Source organism: Sporosarcina koreensis (assembly GCF_042655825.1).
In the GTDB taxonomy this organism is placed as follows: Bacteria; Bacillota; Bacilli; order Bacillales_A; family Planococcaceae; genus Sporosarcina; species Sporosarcina koreensis.
Genome location: NZ_JBHSNP010000025.1, coordinates 46,605 through 61,273 on the forward strand (window position 1 = coordinate 46,605; position 14,669 = coordinate 61,273).

Sequence of the window (14,669 nt, forward strand, 5' to 3'; positions counted from 1 at the left end):
ACAAAAAAGCCGAAGAGCGCTCTTCGGCTTTTTACACTAGATCTATTCCTGTACCAAGTAGATCGGTTCTTCCGTCGGCCATATTGAAAAATCCGATATGATGCCATCGACGCCAACTTTCTGCGCTTTCGAAACCATCCTCTTGTCTTTCTTCGACCATACAAGAACCTTGCTATCACGTTCGTGGATATTGTCCACCATCTTCTTGCTTAAAAAAGAAACATTGAAGTTGATATACGATGCGAATGATGTCAGTTCATCCAATTTTTTTGCCGATAAAAGCGATTCAGAAGGATGGACGAGGATCGCCACTTCAATCTCCGGCAATATTGTATGTATTTTCCTCATGGAATCGACATCAAATGACTGGATGATGATTGAGCTAAGGTCGTCATAACCCATGAGCAGCGAAACGACCTTTTCTTCCATTCCTGGATAGGACTTTGGGTTTTTCAGTTCAATCAACAATCCGATCTGACTATAAAACTCTTCCAGTAATTCGTTGAGAGTCATAATTGGCTCACCTAGGAATTCTTCGCCGAAAGCGCCTCCTGCATCCAATGTCTTCAATTCTTCCAATGTCATATCCTTGATGTAACCGCTGCCATTTGTCGTGCGATCGATTTTATCGTCATGCATGATGATAAGTTCACCGTCTTTTGAAAGATGGACATCAAATTCAAGATAATCAGCACGGAGCTCCACTGCTTTTTGAAATGCGGCTCGAGTATTTTCCGGTGCAAGACCGGAAGCACCCCTATGGGCGATACTAAGCAAATTGGGATTGTGTACCTTTTTCGTCTGGTCATTGAACCCGACAAGGAGGAATAGGCACGCTCCAATGATCGCCATGCAAATCACATTATGTTTTCTCATATGAATTCCCCGCATTCTCTCATCGAATTCAGTAAAATTTACCAATATCCGAATTATCTTTCAATTATAATATCATAAATTATTAGTCTTGAATACCCTTATATTCATAATAAGCTAAAAGTATTACATTTTTTTCGCAAATTGACGTTTCAATATTGTATGCGCTTTCAAATTGAAACAATAGTAGTAATCGTCAAAATACTGTTTACAAATTATTTTTCCATTGATATATTGGATATCACTTAAAACTAGGAATTCACTTCATAGTTGGAAGAATAACTTTTTACATCTAGGAGGAGCCATCATGTTAAGTAATCCTGTAATCGCTACAACTTTGATTTTCTCTCTAATTGCATTGGGCGAATGGCTGTCCATAGTATCAAGAGCCAGAGTCCCGATGCTTCTCACCGCGATGGTAGGATTCCTTATCCTTATTTGGACAGGCATCTTCCCGAAAGATATTTTGGAGAAATCCCAATTTCCTGCTCTCGGAGCCATCTTGATCGGCCCGGCAATTTTGCATATGGGAACGATGATTCCTTTTTCATTGCTGAAAAGCCAATTCAAGGCTGTCCTTATCGCTCTCGGAGGCATAATCGTTTCCGGGATTCTCATATTGACGATCATCCCTTTGATTTTTGATTACCCGACTGCTGTTGCGGGGGTAGGTCCGATCAGCGGAGGCATCATCGCTCTTATCATTACATCGGAAAAATTGAAAGAAATCGGACTTACAAGCCTTGTGATTATCCCTGCCCTGATTGTTGCTTTCCAAGGGCTGATGGGCATGCCGCTCGCGATGAATTTCATGAGAAGGTACGCAGCAAAAATACAGGCAGATATCGATAACGGAACCTTTGTCCCGATGGTGTCCGAAGCGGATACTTTGAAGGAAGAAGAAAAAAGCAAAAAACAAGGCCCTTTCAGATCGAGCACGACGTTGAAATTGTTCTATATTTTTGTCGGTGCATCCGTTGGGGTCGCACTTGGCACGGTCACGCCGATCCACTATACCCTTTGGTCTCTCGCAATCGGCGTCATCGGTCTGAAAATCGGAGTCTTCGAACCGAAAACGCTTGAAAAAGCAAACTCATTCACGATTACGATGATCGGCATCATCTTTGTCGTTATCGGATCCATGGCCGGTGTCACACCCTCACAAGTGTTAAGTAACTTGCCAAGCATTCTCCTTATCCTCGTCATTGGTACTTTCGGAATTGCATTAGGCGGATTCCTCATGTCGAAGATTGTGAAATGGCATCCCTATAAAGGTATGCCAGTCGCATTGACCGCATTGTTCGGCTTTCCGGGCGATTATATCCTTTGCGAAGAAGTGAGCCGGAGTGTCGCGAGAAACGAGAAGGAAGCGAAAGCGATTTTCGATGAATTATTAGCGCCGATGCTGATTGGCGGATTTACGACTGTCACAGTGGCTTCGGTCATTATCGCAGGCATTTTAGTTCAGACATTATGATTCGGGGGGATTTACGATGACAAAAACAATTATTAAAAACGGATCACTTATTGATGGAAACGGCGGAGAACCGAAACATGGCCAGATTGTTGTCATTGACGGGGAGCGTATCGAATATGTCGGTGACGAAAGCGGGTTTGCAGCGACTGGCGATGAACAAGTCATCGATGCTGCAGGCGGATCGATCCTTCCCGGCTTCATCGATACGCACGTCCATATGATGCTGGAATTCTCGCCGATCCAAGAGCGATTGGCCACTCCTTTTTCATTCATGTATTATCGGGCGGCTCAATACTTGAAAGCTACATTGGATGCGGGTGTCACTTCCGTGCGTGATGCGCTCGGCACTGATTTCGGCGTGAAAAAAGCAGTCGATGAAGGCCTCATTCCAGGACCTCGCTTGCAGCTAAGCATCAATGCATTGACAATTACCGGCGGACATGGAGACGGGTATACGGTTTCGGGCAATGTGCTTGATCTGTTGCCTTCTCCATACCCAGGCATGCCGAACGGGGTTTGCGATGGCGTGGAAGAGGTGCGCAAAAAGACGCGTGAAATGCTTCGTGCGGGCGCTGAGGTCATTAAAGTGCATGCGACCGGCGGTGTATTGAGCGCAACCGACCATCCGGAATTCACTCAATTCTCGTTGGAAGAACTGAAAGTCATCGTCGAGGAAGGTAGGTTCCGTAAAGGCGTCAAGGTCATGGCCCATGCACAAGGGGCGGAAGGAATCAAAAACGCTGTCCGAGCAGGCGTCCATTCCATCGAACACGGCATTTTCATTGACGACGAAGCAATCGATCTGATGCTCGAAAACGGAACGTATCTTGTACCGACGCTTCTTGCTCCGGTAGCTGTTTTGGAAACCGCGGCGGAAACGGGCATGCCCGAAACGGCCGTCCAGAAATCGAAGGAAGTCATCCAGCATCATATTGAAAGCTTCCAGAAAGCCTATAAGGCCGGAGTCAAAATCGCGATGGGAACAGATGCCGGAGTCATGAAGCACGGTACGAATCTACGCGAATTGGGATTGATGGCGGATGCCGGCATGAGTCCGATGGATGCGATCGTCGCGTCAACTAAAACGGCGGCTGAATGTTTAGGCTGGGAAGATCAGGTTGGAACGCTTGAAGCTGGAAAGCTTGCGGATGTCATTATCGTTGAAAGCAATCCACTCGAAGATATCCATTCCCTTGCGAATAATGACACGATCCAAGTCGTCATCAAAGGCGGAAAAGTGGAGAAAGATCTAACTGCATAATGAAATGGCCACTGCGTAGACAATTGTCAGCAGTGGCCATTTTTTCAATTAACATATGTTCTATCAATGGTATACTGTTGTTAATCGTTAGGAGGCAGATAGAATGGATATTGAAAAATACCTCAAACGCATTCACGCTTCAAAGGAAAATAAACCTTCCCTTCATCAGTTGACGGAACTGCAGCGTCTACATATGACTGAAGTTCCATTTGAAAACCTTGATGTCATCCGCCGGGTTCCGATCTATTTAAATTTGAACACCATTTACAAAAAAATCGTCCTTCGGAATCGCGGCGGCTATTGCTATGAATTGAATGGCCTTTTCCATTGGCTGTTGAAGGAGCTTGGATATGACGCTTCCCTTATTGCTGCCACTGTATTCCGGCCGAATGGACAATGGGCAAAGCCCGAAACGCATGCTGCCATCATCGTCCAATTAGATGAACCCTATCTTGTCGATGTCGGATTCGGTGATTCCACAATTCTACCGATTCCTCTGAACGGAAGTCCGCAAACGGACGTCAGCGGCACGTATTTAATTCAGCAATCCGGCAAGGAAGTTTTCGATTTGATCAGAACGCGGAATGGGGAATCAAGGCCCTTGTACCGGTTTTCCACTTCGGCAAAGCAGCTTGAGAACTTCCATGAAGGCTGCGTATTCAATCAAGTCTCCCCCGAATCGACGTTCACGCATGTCGACATCGTCACAAAAGCGACACCTACAGGCAGATTGACGTTAAAAGACCTGGAGCTGTCCATTTCCGAAAACGGGGTCATGAACTCCACTTCACTTACAGCTCACGAAAAAGAAGCGCTTCTCTCAGATTCATTCGGAATCAACATATAACAGAAAAAACCGGCTGGGAATGCACCCCTACACCGGTTTTTTAATTCATTTTATGGCTATTTCCTTAAAGTCTTTTTAAGCGCCAACTGAAGTGAACCAAACGTTTGGATCTGTGAAAAATCCAACCCTAATTGGACCGAAGTTTGAGCGATTTCCGGACGGATTCCGGTTAATGTAGACTCGATTCCAAGCAGGTCAAGCACCTGCATCAACTGATAAATATGGTTTGCCACCATCGTATCAATCAATGAAACACCGGATAAATCGATATAAAGGTGACTGACGTCAAGCTCGACACATCGGTTCGGTACGAAATCCATAATCGATTGGACCCGGGTCGTATCGATATCTCCGACAAGCGGCAATACCCCGATCGTTGAATTAAGTTTGATGATCGGCGCATTCAACTCTTCGATAAGGCTTTGTTGTGCGAATAGCCGCGAGTTCATCAACTCGTCATACTTCCTTGTAAACTCCACTAACAATTCATCGAACGCCATATGTACGGCAATACCCCAATTCATAATGTCGGAACGGAGGACCCGATCCCCTTCCCGGTCGACAAATTTTTCAATGAACCGCCAAAAAGCATGTCTTACCTTGCTTAGCGCATCGAGCACTTCATAGATAGGCGTCCTGCTGCTCACCCGACTTTCAGCGACAAGCTTTGCCCATTCTCTCTTATTATTTTCAAAAGCCTCTTTGTCTTCCAAGAGACTGCTCGCAATCGTCAAGTTGGTCAGCCTATTTTGCTCCCGCAGCATCTGCTCCGACCACTCACCAGCGTCCTTCGAATAGATGGAACCATCCTTTGCTTCCCGTTCTGAAAGCCAATCCTCCGTGATGGCATCCACATGCTCGATCAAAAAATCATAGAGCTCACGATTCATATTTCTCATTCTCATTCCTCCAACCGACAATCCATTATTCCTATTGTAACATAAACAAAGATACGTATTGGGAAAAAATAGTGCACGGTTCCCAATACGTATCTAGTTAATTCATGATTTTGATTTTCACTTTTTTTACGCCCCACTCCATCGCACCCGCATAGGTAGGGATGAAGACATCGATTTTATGTCCTTTGATTGCGCTGCCGACATCTCCGGCAATCGCTTCCCCATATCCTTCCACCCACACTTTCGTGCCAAGGGGAATAATGGATGGATCGACTGCTATCACTTTCTGATCGGGATTGGCGCGCAGATCAATGCCATATGCTGTCGTCCCTGAACAACCCGTGCAATAGGCTGTATATGCAGTTGCTGTCACAGTCATTTCGCTACCGGTACTCGATGGTGGACTGGAAACAGATAAGTTGAATGCCGGCTCTTTCGGTACGCTTTCAGGGATGTCCTCTTTGGTGAGCGAAGCGACTTTTACTGTCTTTGCCATGACGACTTTGCTGCCGGGGTCTTCCCCGCTAATCGTCAGCACATCACCAGGATGGATGATGTCATTCACCAGATTATTCAAGAGCTTCAATTCTTGTAAGGTCATGCCGTGATTCAAGGCGATCCGATAGAGATTATCGCCTTCTTCAACCATGTACGTAACAGGTTCTTTCTTCAATAGATCCAGTGGCGGATAAAACAACGGAAATGTATTTTCCCAAACTTCGAAAAAGGGAATATCATTAAGATTCGAACTCACTTCTTCTGGACTATCCACGGTCCCTACACTTTGTTCTGTCAAGCTCAATGTTGCCGCTTGAGTCACAACAGCGAACGAGAATGTTAGGATTGCGGTCAATACAATCATTTTCATCTTAATCAAGTAATATTGCTCCTCTCTTCAAAACAATTTCCCCAGTTCTATCCAAAAACTTCAAAAAACAAACATTCTTTTTTCAAAAGTTTTTGAATATGACAATCACGAAATTGATTGACATAGTGAGACTGTCATAGATAAAGCGGATTTTGTTTACTTTATTGGCTATGGGGGAAAATTAAAGTAAACAGTTAGAAAGGGGCGAATGACATGAGATTAGGAAGAGTGATCAGGACCGCTATTAAATGGGCGCCGGTCGTATATCCGATTGTGCGCAAAATTATCGCCAATAAAGAAAAGACGACCGCCCCATTACGGAGACGCTGAACGGACACGGTTGCCTGCTGCGGTTGACTGGACGCATACATCCACTGGTTTTGCCAATCCTATATGGAAACTGATGTGGGGAGGCAACAGCAATGGCAGATAAGAATCGGCCTACGCCGGATGTAGAACGGGAAACGATCCGCTTTCGTCATTTGGAACATCCTGAAGGGATTCCTAGTTCGGATCGCGTTAGCTTATTCGATATGCACGAGGATATGCAGACCGTCGACACGATCAACCTGGACGATCTGAAAGAGGATCTGAGAAAAGAAAGAATCCATAAGAATCCTCGACCCTAACAAAAGCGAAGGGCGCCAGGAGTCTAGATGTAATAATTGAAAGAAGCCGGAAATTTGCCGGCTTCTTTTTTATGGTGTGCAATTTGGGAAAATTCTCCGGAACATTTTCCCTAATTTGGGAGGCCAATTTCAATATCCATTTATACCTATAATTTTATGTTTTATAAATAAATTAATTACCTACATCTTCCAAATATAGGTCTTCAACCTCATTTACTTCGAAGCTTCATTTCTTAATCCACTGCGCCACTCTCTTGCAGAACCTGAAAACCCATTATCTAAAGGATTTATGCTGATTCCTTGACTTTTCACAATTCATAATGAACCAAGAGGAAACTCCTAGTTCCAATTCATTCCAGTTAGTTACTTATCATTATTTTTTACCTAGTCAGAGCATTCGGTATTTTATTTTTATTTTATAAATGTATAATAATTGGTAGACAGCCAGATACGGAGATTCCGACACCATTGAGAACCTTAGATAGGAAGGGGGCAAAGGGTGTTTTTTTGTTGGCTATTCACAAGGGATCAGTTGAAACCAAAAAGGAGGAATGGAATTGAGGAAACGTAAGCGGATGAGATTATTCAGCATCGCGGCAACAATCCTAATGGTATTTTCATTGATTACACCTGCGATGGCTGCAAGCACAGGCATGAATAAGAAACTGCATCACTCATTGCGGGACTCGAACGAGATTGCAAAAGAGAAAGTCAGCCATCGATTGCTCGATAGCTTCAAAGATGAAAGCATGGTCACCTTTCTAATCAAGTTCAAGGAACAGGCGGATACGGAACAAGTGGCAGCTGCTGCAAAACAGCAGGCTAGCCAAGCGAACCTTTCCGGAAAGCAATCGATCATGATGACAAGATCTGCTGTTGTCTCCGAATTACGATTGACTTCCCTTGAATCGCAGCAAAACGTCAAGCAATATCTCGAACAACAAGTGAAAGCGGGCAATGCAAAGGATATCACTTCCTACTATATCGTCAACGGCATGGCCGTAACGGCAACGAAGGAAGTAGCTGAGGCAATCGGGACATTCGCGGAAGTCGAAAAGGTTCTGCCGAATGAAACACGCCAATTGCAAACGACAGTAGTCGAAAACACGGCTGCCCCGAAATCGCAACCGGCGAATATCGAATGGAACATCGAGCGGGTCAATGCCCCGCAAGTTTGGGACATGGGGATCGATGGTTCGGGTACAGTCGTTGCAAGCATCGATACAGGTGCGCAATGGGATCATCCTGCATTGAAACAAAAATACCGGGGATACAACGCTGTTACAGGTGAAGTGAACCATGACTACAGCTGGTTCGATGCAACTGTCGGCAGGTCAGTCCCCTATGATGATATCGGCCACGGTACGCATGTGACAGGCACGATGGTCGGCAGTGAACCGAATGGAAATAACAAGATCGGTGTCGCACCGGGAGCGAAGTGGATTTCAGTGAAAGCATTCACTCCAGCCGGCGGATCGGATCGTGATTTATTGGCAGCAGCCCAATGGATTCTCGCTCCGACAGATGCAAATGGAAATGCACGTGTTGATTTGGCACCGGATGTCGTCAATAACTCTTGGGGCGGTGGTGCTGGACTTGACGAATGGTATCGGGATGTCGTACGAAACTGGCGGGCCGCGGAAATCTTCCCTGAATTCTCTGCGGGCAACACGACACTTTCGAATCCTGGCGGACCTGGATCTGTCGCTGCACCTGCGAACTATCCGGAATCGTTTGCAACAGGCGCTACAGATATCAATAACAAAGTCGCAAGTTTTTCACTGCGCGGGCCATCACCATATGGTCTGACAAAACCGGATATTTCAGCGCCCGGCGTCAACATCCGTTCTTCCGTTCCGGGAAGCGGCTATGAAGGCGGTTGGAATGGAACTTCCATGGCGGGTCCTGCTGTTTCCGGAGTGGCTGCCTTGCTTCGGCAAGTGAATGCCAGGATTACAGTTGAGGAAATGGAACAGATTCTGTTGAATACGGCGACGCCGTTGACCGACAGCGTGTACCCTACTGCTCCTAACCATGGGTATGGGCATGGATTAGTCGATGCATATGCCGCTGTCTCTTCCATCGCGAGCGGCCTTGGAAAGCTTGAAGGTCAAGTGACGAAGCAAGGCGACGATAGCGAACCGCCTTCATTCGAACATTCGGCTCCTTCGGAAACTTACGAAGGCATGGATTTGGATTTACGTATCCATGTGACGGATAATATTAGCGTTTCCTCTGTGACGCTCCAGTATAAAAACGCGGACGGCCAATGGGTTTCAATGAAAGCTGATCGGAAATCGGGCGACTATCTGGCTGGTGAATACGGGGTGAAGATTCCTGGCGATGTCATCACTGGAAACGAATTCAAGTACAAATGGGTAATCAATGATTTCGGTAACAATGAAGTATCGAGTGAAGAGTATACGGTGCTTGTCAAGCCTGGAATCACAGTCGGCTATTTCGAGGATTTCGAACAGATGCCAGTAGGTTGGCATTCATTCGGAAATAAAAACAGCTGGGAATGGGGCAAACCGACATCCGGTCCTGGCAATGCAGCTTCTGGCGAAAAAGTATACGCCACGAATCTATCCGGAATGTATGAAAACAACATGAATGCAACGCTCGTCATGCCTCCGGTCGATCTACCGGAAGGCGCTTCGTACCTCCAGTTCAAGCAATGGCATAATTTCGAGCAGTCCACTTTAGGAACGGCTTGGGATTATGGACATGTGTTCATTTCCACGGATATGGAGAATTGGACGCAACTGCGCAAGATCCAAGGCGCTTCAAATGGTTGGATCGACGCGGAAGTGGATTTATCCGCATATAGCGGTCAACGGGTCTATATCGGTTTCAACGCTTACTCCGATGGAAGCGTTGTGAGAGAAGGCTGGTATATTGACGATGTTGCGTTGAGCGGGCAATCCCAAGCCGGAACAATTTCACTGACGCCAAGAAATAGCTTATTTGAAAAGAGTGAGCAGAATGCTCCTAATGCCTTAAAACCTGGTAAAGGCCAAAATCCAGATCTTATTATTGAAAAAGGGAAAGACGCCCTTGAAACACCGATTGATCCTAAAACGATCAAGCCAGTCATGCCGAAAGAAGAGCCGGCGCCTCCTGTTGAAGAAGGCAAAGCAGCCCCTGTCCTTCTGCCACTCGGTGCGCAAGTGAATATTCTTGAGACAGATCGTTCCGTCTATACAAGTCCTGCAGACGGATCGTATACGATGACACACGGTGCCGGAACGTTCACTGCGAAAGCAGAAGCTTATGGATACCAGTCGAAAGCGCAATCCGTGACAATCAATGCGGACGAAACGACAACTGCCAATTTCACATTGGAAGAAATGCCTCAGGCAACAATTAGCGGGACTGTGACGGACCAATCCACTGGTGAACCGATTGCAGGCGCAACATTGCTTCTCGTGGAAGATGCGAACATCTCCCCTGTCCAGACGGACGCTGCCGGACATTTCGCAATCACCGCATATGAAGGCAATTACACGCTGAAAGTGGTCGCCCGCGGCTATCACGGTCAAGAGGCCAGCATCAGCATCGGCGGCCAAACTTCCCATGATTTCGCACTTGAGCCGTTCTTCACGTATCCAGGCGGCGAAATCGGATATGATGACGGAACTCCTGAAAATGCACGGGTGTTCTACGATGCAGGAAATGGTTGGGGCGTAAAAATGTCTCTTCCGGAAGGCAATGAGACAGGCATCGTCACTGGAGGGGTATTCCGTTTCTGGGATACTGAATGGCCAGTACCAGGCGGAACTGCGATTGCAGTTGAAGTTTGGGATGCAACTGGTGCTGACGGAGCCCCTGGGAAAAAGCTCGCGGGACCGATCGATGCCCAGGCGAAACGGAATGGAGACTGGACAGTCGTTGATTTGACGGAGCATAATATCGTCGTGAACGGCGACTTCTATATGGTGTATATCCAGAAGGATCCGAATCCTTATGCGCCGGGTCTTGCTACGGATGAAAACGGACCGAACGCCGAAAGAAGTTATCAGTTCGTCAGCGGAGCTTGGACAAAGGCTCCTGTCGCTGAAGGGAACTATATGATTCGGGCACGTGTCAGCTTTGAAGTGTTCGAACCGGTGATCACTTCCCCTAAATCCGGATCTGTTACTAATGTTGAAAACGTCGTAATCGAAGGTACTGCTACACCGACAACCACAATCGCCCTTCATAATAATGGCGAAGAGGTCGGCACGGCTGTCATCGGGAATGATGGTAAGTTTTCATTCCAAACAGTACTGACGGAAGGCGACAATGAATTTACCGCTGTGTCTCTATTGGATGGACGAACTACGGGTACTTCAAAGCCTGTGACAGTGACATTGGATACAATGCAGCCGGAATTGGCGATCACAAGCCCGAAGGATGGAGAAAGAACGAATCGTGAAACGGTGACAGTGGAAGGTACAGTAGCTGATGCTCATCTTAAATCGGTGACTGTGAACGGCCAACAAGCAGCCGTTGCAGACAACGGAACGTTCTCGAAACGGATCCTACTGGATGAGGGTGTGAATACCATCACTGTCATCGCGACAGATGCTGCAGGAAACGAAACGGTCCAAACTGTTTCTGTCACTGCGAAGTACACAGCTCCTGAGATTACGAATTTGACACCGAAGGAAGATATCCATTTAGTAACCGGCAAATCCGTCAAGTTCGAATTCGACAGCGAACCTGGTTTGAAGGCGACCTACGTGATCCACATGCCGCTGACGAATCTTGGCGATAAAGAAGTGACAAACGCGACTGAATTGCCAATGCAAGAAGTATCACCAGGACATTACGTCGGCTATTGGACAGTTCCGTTAGGCGTCACCGCTGACGGCGCACGCGTCGAAGTGAAAGTCGTCGATGCCTTCGGAAATGAAAGAAGGAAGCTCGCAGACGGAAAACTGTTCATCAATCTCGGCCAGTGAATGGAGTGGACGAGGCGGAATTGAAGAAAGATGCGGCAGTTGAAGAAAGCAGCTGAACAGGTTGAATAAATAAAACGGGCGTGGCCTCATCGGATTCTCGATGGTTGCCACTGCCCGTTTTTATATGCATCATTTTTTCTTCGATGGATGCTTCCGCATGCCTTTCGTTATCTTCTTCCATTTGTCCCGTTCGGCCGCTTGCGCTTGGCGGTCCATCTTCCGGTCGAGAAAGGCGATTTCTTTCTGGAGCTTGACGTAGTTCGAGTACCGTTCCCTTGCCAGTTTCCCCGTTTCAAGTGCATTTCGGATTGCACAACCCGGTTCGCTTTCGTGGCGGCAATCGGTGAATTTGCAAGAGGCGGATAGTTCCTCGATATCCTTGAATCCTGAGTCGAGGCTCTCGCTTTCATTCCACAGCTGGAACTCCCTCATCCCCGGCGTGTCGATGAGCACTCCCCCTGTCGGAATCTTGATAAGCTCCCGGTGGGTCGTCGTATGTCTTCCTTTTGCGTCGTCTTCGCGGATGCCCTGCACCGCCATCTTCCCTTCACCGATGATCGAGTTGACGAGCGATGATTTCCCGACACCTGAAGACCCTAGCAATGCGGCCGTCTTGCCGTTTTTCAGCATGTCTGTAATTTGTTCGATTCCTTCCCCAGTCGTATTGCTCACCGGGAACACATCCGTGCCAAATGCGATCGCCCTCGCCATCTCCAAATAATGATCCGGATCATCGCTAAGGTCCATTTTCGTCAGGACAACAACAGGCGTAGCCCCGGAATCATAGGCTGCAACCATGTAGCGTTCCAATCGTCTCGCGTTGAAATCGTGGTTCATCGACATGACGAGGAAAACGATATCGACATTCACCGCAATGATCTGTTCGGAAATGGTCGATCCAGCTGATTTCCTCGAAAAGAGCGATGTTCTCGGCAGGATGGCATGAATGATTCCCCGCTCTTCACCGGGCATTTTTTCTACGAGCACCCAGTCTCCGACGGCGGGGTAATCCCTTCGTTCGAAGGCTGCATGCTGGAAAGCACCCGAGCAGACGGAAAGCCATTCCCCCGCCGCGGTCATCACCCGGTACATCCGTTTATGTTCAAGCGTCACACGTCCCGCGACGTAATTTTCCGCTTTCAGTTCTTCTACTAACATATCCATATTTTCTTGGTGGAATTGATTCCAACCGTATTCGTTTAAATTAATCAATGTAAAATCCTCCTATTATGGGCATTAGACAAAAGCGCAGGGCGCCTGCCTAGAGGCGACAGGCATAAGGCGAAGTTGCGGAGGTGGCGTCCTTTGCCACAGAGCAACTTTGACTTATGACCCGAGCTTCTGGCGCCCGGAGCTAGACGTCAAAAAAAGCATGGTTCCGAATCGGACACCATGCTTTCACGCGCATAACAGAATAAACATGCCGATTACGAAGGCATGGCAGGTGAAATTATGGTGCCGACCAATTGTACAATAGCCATATTGATTGTAGCCATAAAACATCACCTGCTTTCTGAAAGATTGTTTTTATCATAACAAAATGATTATTTGTGGTCAACAGGTTTTTTCATGTGCGGAAAGTTTTCGATCATTCCCCGGAGTTTATCGGTCATTTCCCTTGTTTTATCGATCAATCTGGGCGAGTTATCGGTCATTTCCCCGAAGTTATCGATCACTTTCACAACTTTATCGTCATTTCGTGACCTTTGACCTATAATAAAAAGCTTCGACAGACATCCGCCCTCGAAGCTTTTCGAATTACACCAAGCACTCCTTCGGAATCCAGCCGACTTCGCCGCCACGTGACTTCACTAATGCATATCCATCATGTCGATCATCAACGACAGAGACGGTTTCCCCTTTTTCAACAGATAAAAACGTCGTACTCAAGTCGTTTTTACAGTTGCCTTCATGAATAAATTCATTTTTTATCCACTGTTCAATGCCGAGGCTCACGTTATCGCATAATGTAAAATGATCATCTTCCTGAAGTATGCGCAATTCATAGTTCGGGTACGTGACCGTTCCGACCCGGCCGTTTTTCTCGACATGACTCCGTGTGATTGTTTTTTCATTCAAACTATCAACATATGTATACGTAATTGTTTCCCCTTCAATAATGAGCGCGTTCAACTGTCCATCCGCTTTGATTTGATTGCCGCCATCGATTGCAATTACCTTTTTCTCCAAATCGATTAGCGGACAATTCGAGCTGATCGCATTCGCCCGATAATTGACGACGGGCCAATGTCCGACGATGACCGTCTTATCCGCCTGATGTCCTTTTTCGTAGAAGGAGGGTGCATACAATGCGAACTCGCGGCTCGTCATCTTCCAATCCGGAATATCCTCCACCCCCGCATGAACAAGGATAAAATCATCTGTTTCATAGGCGATGGGCAGTTGGTCAAGCCAGTCAAGCACTTCGCCGAAATATGTACGATAAAAATCCCCAAGTTCCTGGAGCGTTGCAAACTCGTCCAGCGTTCTCCCATGGCGGTCTAGCATTTCATTCAAAACGGAGTTCTTCCGCTGTCGCATATAGTTTTTGATGCCCTCCACATTAGTGAATACATAATCGTGGACGACATCGCAATTCCCTTTCGTAATGAAAACCCGATCTGATTCCTCACTCAGTTTTCTCGCAAACGCAACTGTCGACAGGCTATCCGGACCTTTTTCACAAAGGTCTCCATTAATGAATAAATAATCTTCCTTCGTATAATTCACCTTCTTAAGCAACTGCTGAAATAGCGGAAGATGTGCATGAACATCGGACGTAATAATGACGCGTCTATCTTTCTCCAATATCAATTCCCTTACATCAATCAATGCGATTCCCCCTTTATTATCAGAATTTCTATAAGAA

11 protein-coding genes are annotated in these 14,669 nt (G+C 46.7%); 6 read left to right on the forward strand and 5 right to left on the reverse strand.

Annotated features, from left to right (window positions below; all coding sequences use genetic code 11):
- Window positions 1-42: 42 nt before the first annotated feature.
- Window positions 43-876: a glycerophosphodiester phosphodiesterase gene (locus ACFPTP_RS11150; RefSeq protein ID WP_381444816.1), complete on the reverse strand. Its 834-nt coding sequence runs from the start codon at window positions 874-876 to the stop codon at window positions 43-45.
- A 304-nt stretch (window positions 877-1,180) separates the two neighbouring features.
- On the opposite strand from ACFPTP_RS11150, the gene ACFPTP_RS11155 reads away from it, so the two are divergent.
- The 3 genes from ACFPTP_RS11155 (at window position 1,181) to ACFPTP_RS11165 (ending at window position 4,458) form a co-directional block, all read left to right on the forward strand.
- A complete protein-coding gene (locus ACFPTP_RS11155; protein WP_381444819.1) occupies window positions 1,181-2,350 on the forward strand; it encodes a hypothetical protein in 1,170 nt (389 codons plus the stop codon).
- Window positions 2,351-2,366: 16 nt separating this feature from the next.
- Complete coding sequence (locus ACFPTP_RS11160) at window positions 2,367-3,611, forward strand: metal-dependent hydrolase family protein (protein WP_381444821.1); 1,245 nt, start codon at window positions 2,367-2,369, stop codon at window positions 3,609-3,611.
- A gap of 103 nt (window positions 3,612-3,714) precedes the next feature.
- Window positions 3,715-4,458 carry an arylamine N-acetyltransferase family protein gene (locus tag ACFPTP_RS11165; protein WP_381444824.1) on the forward strand — a complete coding sequence of 248 codons (744 nt, stop codon included), beginning with the start codon at window positions 3,715-3,717 and terminating at the stop codon, window positions 4,456-4,458.
- A 56-nt stretch (window positions 4,459-4,514) separates the two neighbouring features.
- Here the strand turns inward: ACFPTP_RS11165 and ACFPTP_RS11170 are convergent, their stop codons facing one another.
- Both ACFPTP_RS11170 and ACFPTP_RS11175 read right to left on the reverse strand, forming a co-directional pair.
- Window positions 4,515-5,357 carry an STAS domain-containing protein gene (locus tag ACFPTP_RS11170; RefSeq protein ID WP_381444827.1) on the reverse strand — a complete coding sequence of 281 codons (843 nt, stop codon included), beginning with the start codon at window positions 5,355-5,357 and terminating at the stop codon, window positions 4,515-4,517.
- 97 nt (window positions 5,358-5,454) lie between these two features.
- Window positions 5,455-6,225, reverse strand: coding sequence for a 3D domain-containing protein (locus tag ACFPTP_RS11175; protein WP_381445032.1), 771 nt, complete (start codon window positions 6,223-6,225; stop codon window positions 5,455-5,457).
- 213 nt (window positions 6,226-6,438) lie between these two features.
- On the opposite strand from ACFPTP_RS11175, the gene ACFPTP_RS11180 reads away from it, so the two are divergent.
- The 3 genes from ACFPTP_RS11180 (at window position 6,439) to ACFPTP_RS11190 (ending at window position 11,800) form a co-directional block, all read left to right on the forward strand.
- A complete protein-coding gene (locus tag ACFPTP_RS11180; RefSeq protein WP_381444829.1) occupies window positions 6,439-6,555 on the forward strand; it encodes a hypothetical protein in 117 nt (38 codons plus the stop codon).
- A gap of 92 nt (window positions 6,556-6,647) precedes the next feature.
- Window positions 6,648-6,854 (forward strand): hypothetical protein, encoded by a 207-nt coding sequence (locus ACFPTP_RS11185; protein WP_381444831.1) that lies wholly within the window; start codon window positions 6,648-6,650, stop codon window positions 6,852-6,854.
- Between the two features lie 551 nt (window positions 6,855-7,405).
- Window positions 7,406-11,800, forward strand: a complete 4,395-nt coding sequence (locus tag ACFPTP_RS11190) for a S8 family serine peptidase (protein ID WP_381444833.1) — start codon at window positions 7,406-7,408, stop codon at window positions 11,798-11,800.
- Between the two features lie 129 nt (window positions 11,801-11,929).
- Here the strand turns inward: ACFPTP_RS11190 and rsgA are convergent, their stop codons facing one another.
- Window positions 11,930-13,009: a ribosome small subunit-dependent GTPase A gene (gene rsgA, locus ACFPTP_RS11195; RefSeq protein WP_381445034.1), complete on the reverse strand. Its 1,080-nt coding sequence runs from the start codon at window positions 13,007-13,009 to the stop codon at window positions 11,930-11,932.
- A gap of 549 nt (window positions 13,010-13,558) precedes the next feature.
- A complete protein-coding gene (locus ACFPTP_RS11200) occupies window positions 13,559-14,632 on the reverse strand; it encodes a metallophosphoesterase (RefSeq protein ID WP_381444836.1) in 1,074 nt (357 codons plus the stop codon).
- Window positions 14,633-14,669: the final 37 nt, after the last annotated feature.

Coding starts and splice junctions, on each gene's coding strand:
- ACFPTP_RS11150 (WP_381444816.1), bottom strand. CDS start 876: ATGAGAAAACATAATGTGATTTGCATGGCGATCATTGGAGCGTGCCTA.
- ACFPTP_RS11155 (WP_381444819.1), top strand. CDS start 1,181: ATGTTAAGTAATCCTGTAATCGCTACAACTTTGATTTTCTCTCTAATT.
- ACFPTP_RS11160 (WP_381444821.1), top strand. CDS start 2,367: ATGACAAAAACAATTATTAAAAACGGATCACTTATTGATGGAAACGGC.
- ACFPTP_RS11165 (WP_381444824.1), top strand. CDS start 3,715: ATGGATATTGAAAAATACCTCAAACGCATTCACGCTTCAAAGGAAAAT.
- ACFPTP_RS11170 (WP_381444827.1), bottom strand. CDS start 5,357: ATGAGAAATATGAATCGTGAGCTCTATGATTTTTTGATCGAGCATGTG.
- ACFPTP_RS11175 (WP_381445032.1), bottom strand. CDS start 6,225: ATGAAAATGATTGTATTGACCGCAATCCTAACATTCTCGTTCGCTGTT.
- ACFPTP_RS11180 (WP_381444829.1), top strand. CDS start 6,439: ATGAGATTAGGAAGAGTGATCAGGACCGCTATTAAATGGGCGCCGGTC.
- ACFPTP_RS11185 (WP_381444831.1), top strand. CDS start 6,648: ATGGCAGATAAGAATCGGCCTACGCCGGATGTAGAACGGGAAACGATC.
- ACFPTP_RS11190 (WP_381444833.1), top strand. CDS start 7,406: ATGGAATTGAGGAAACGTAAGCGGATGAGATTATTCAGCATCGCGGCA.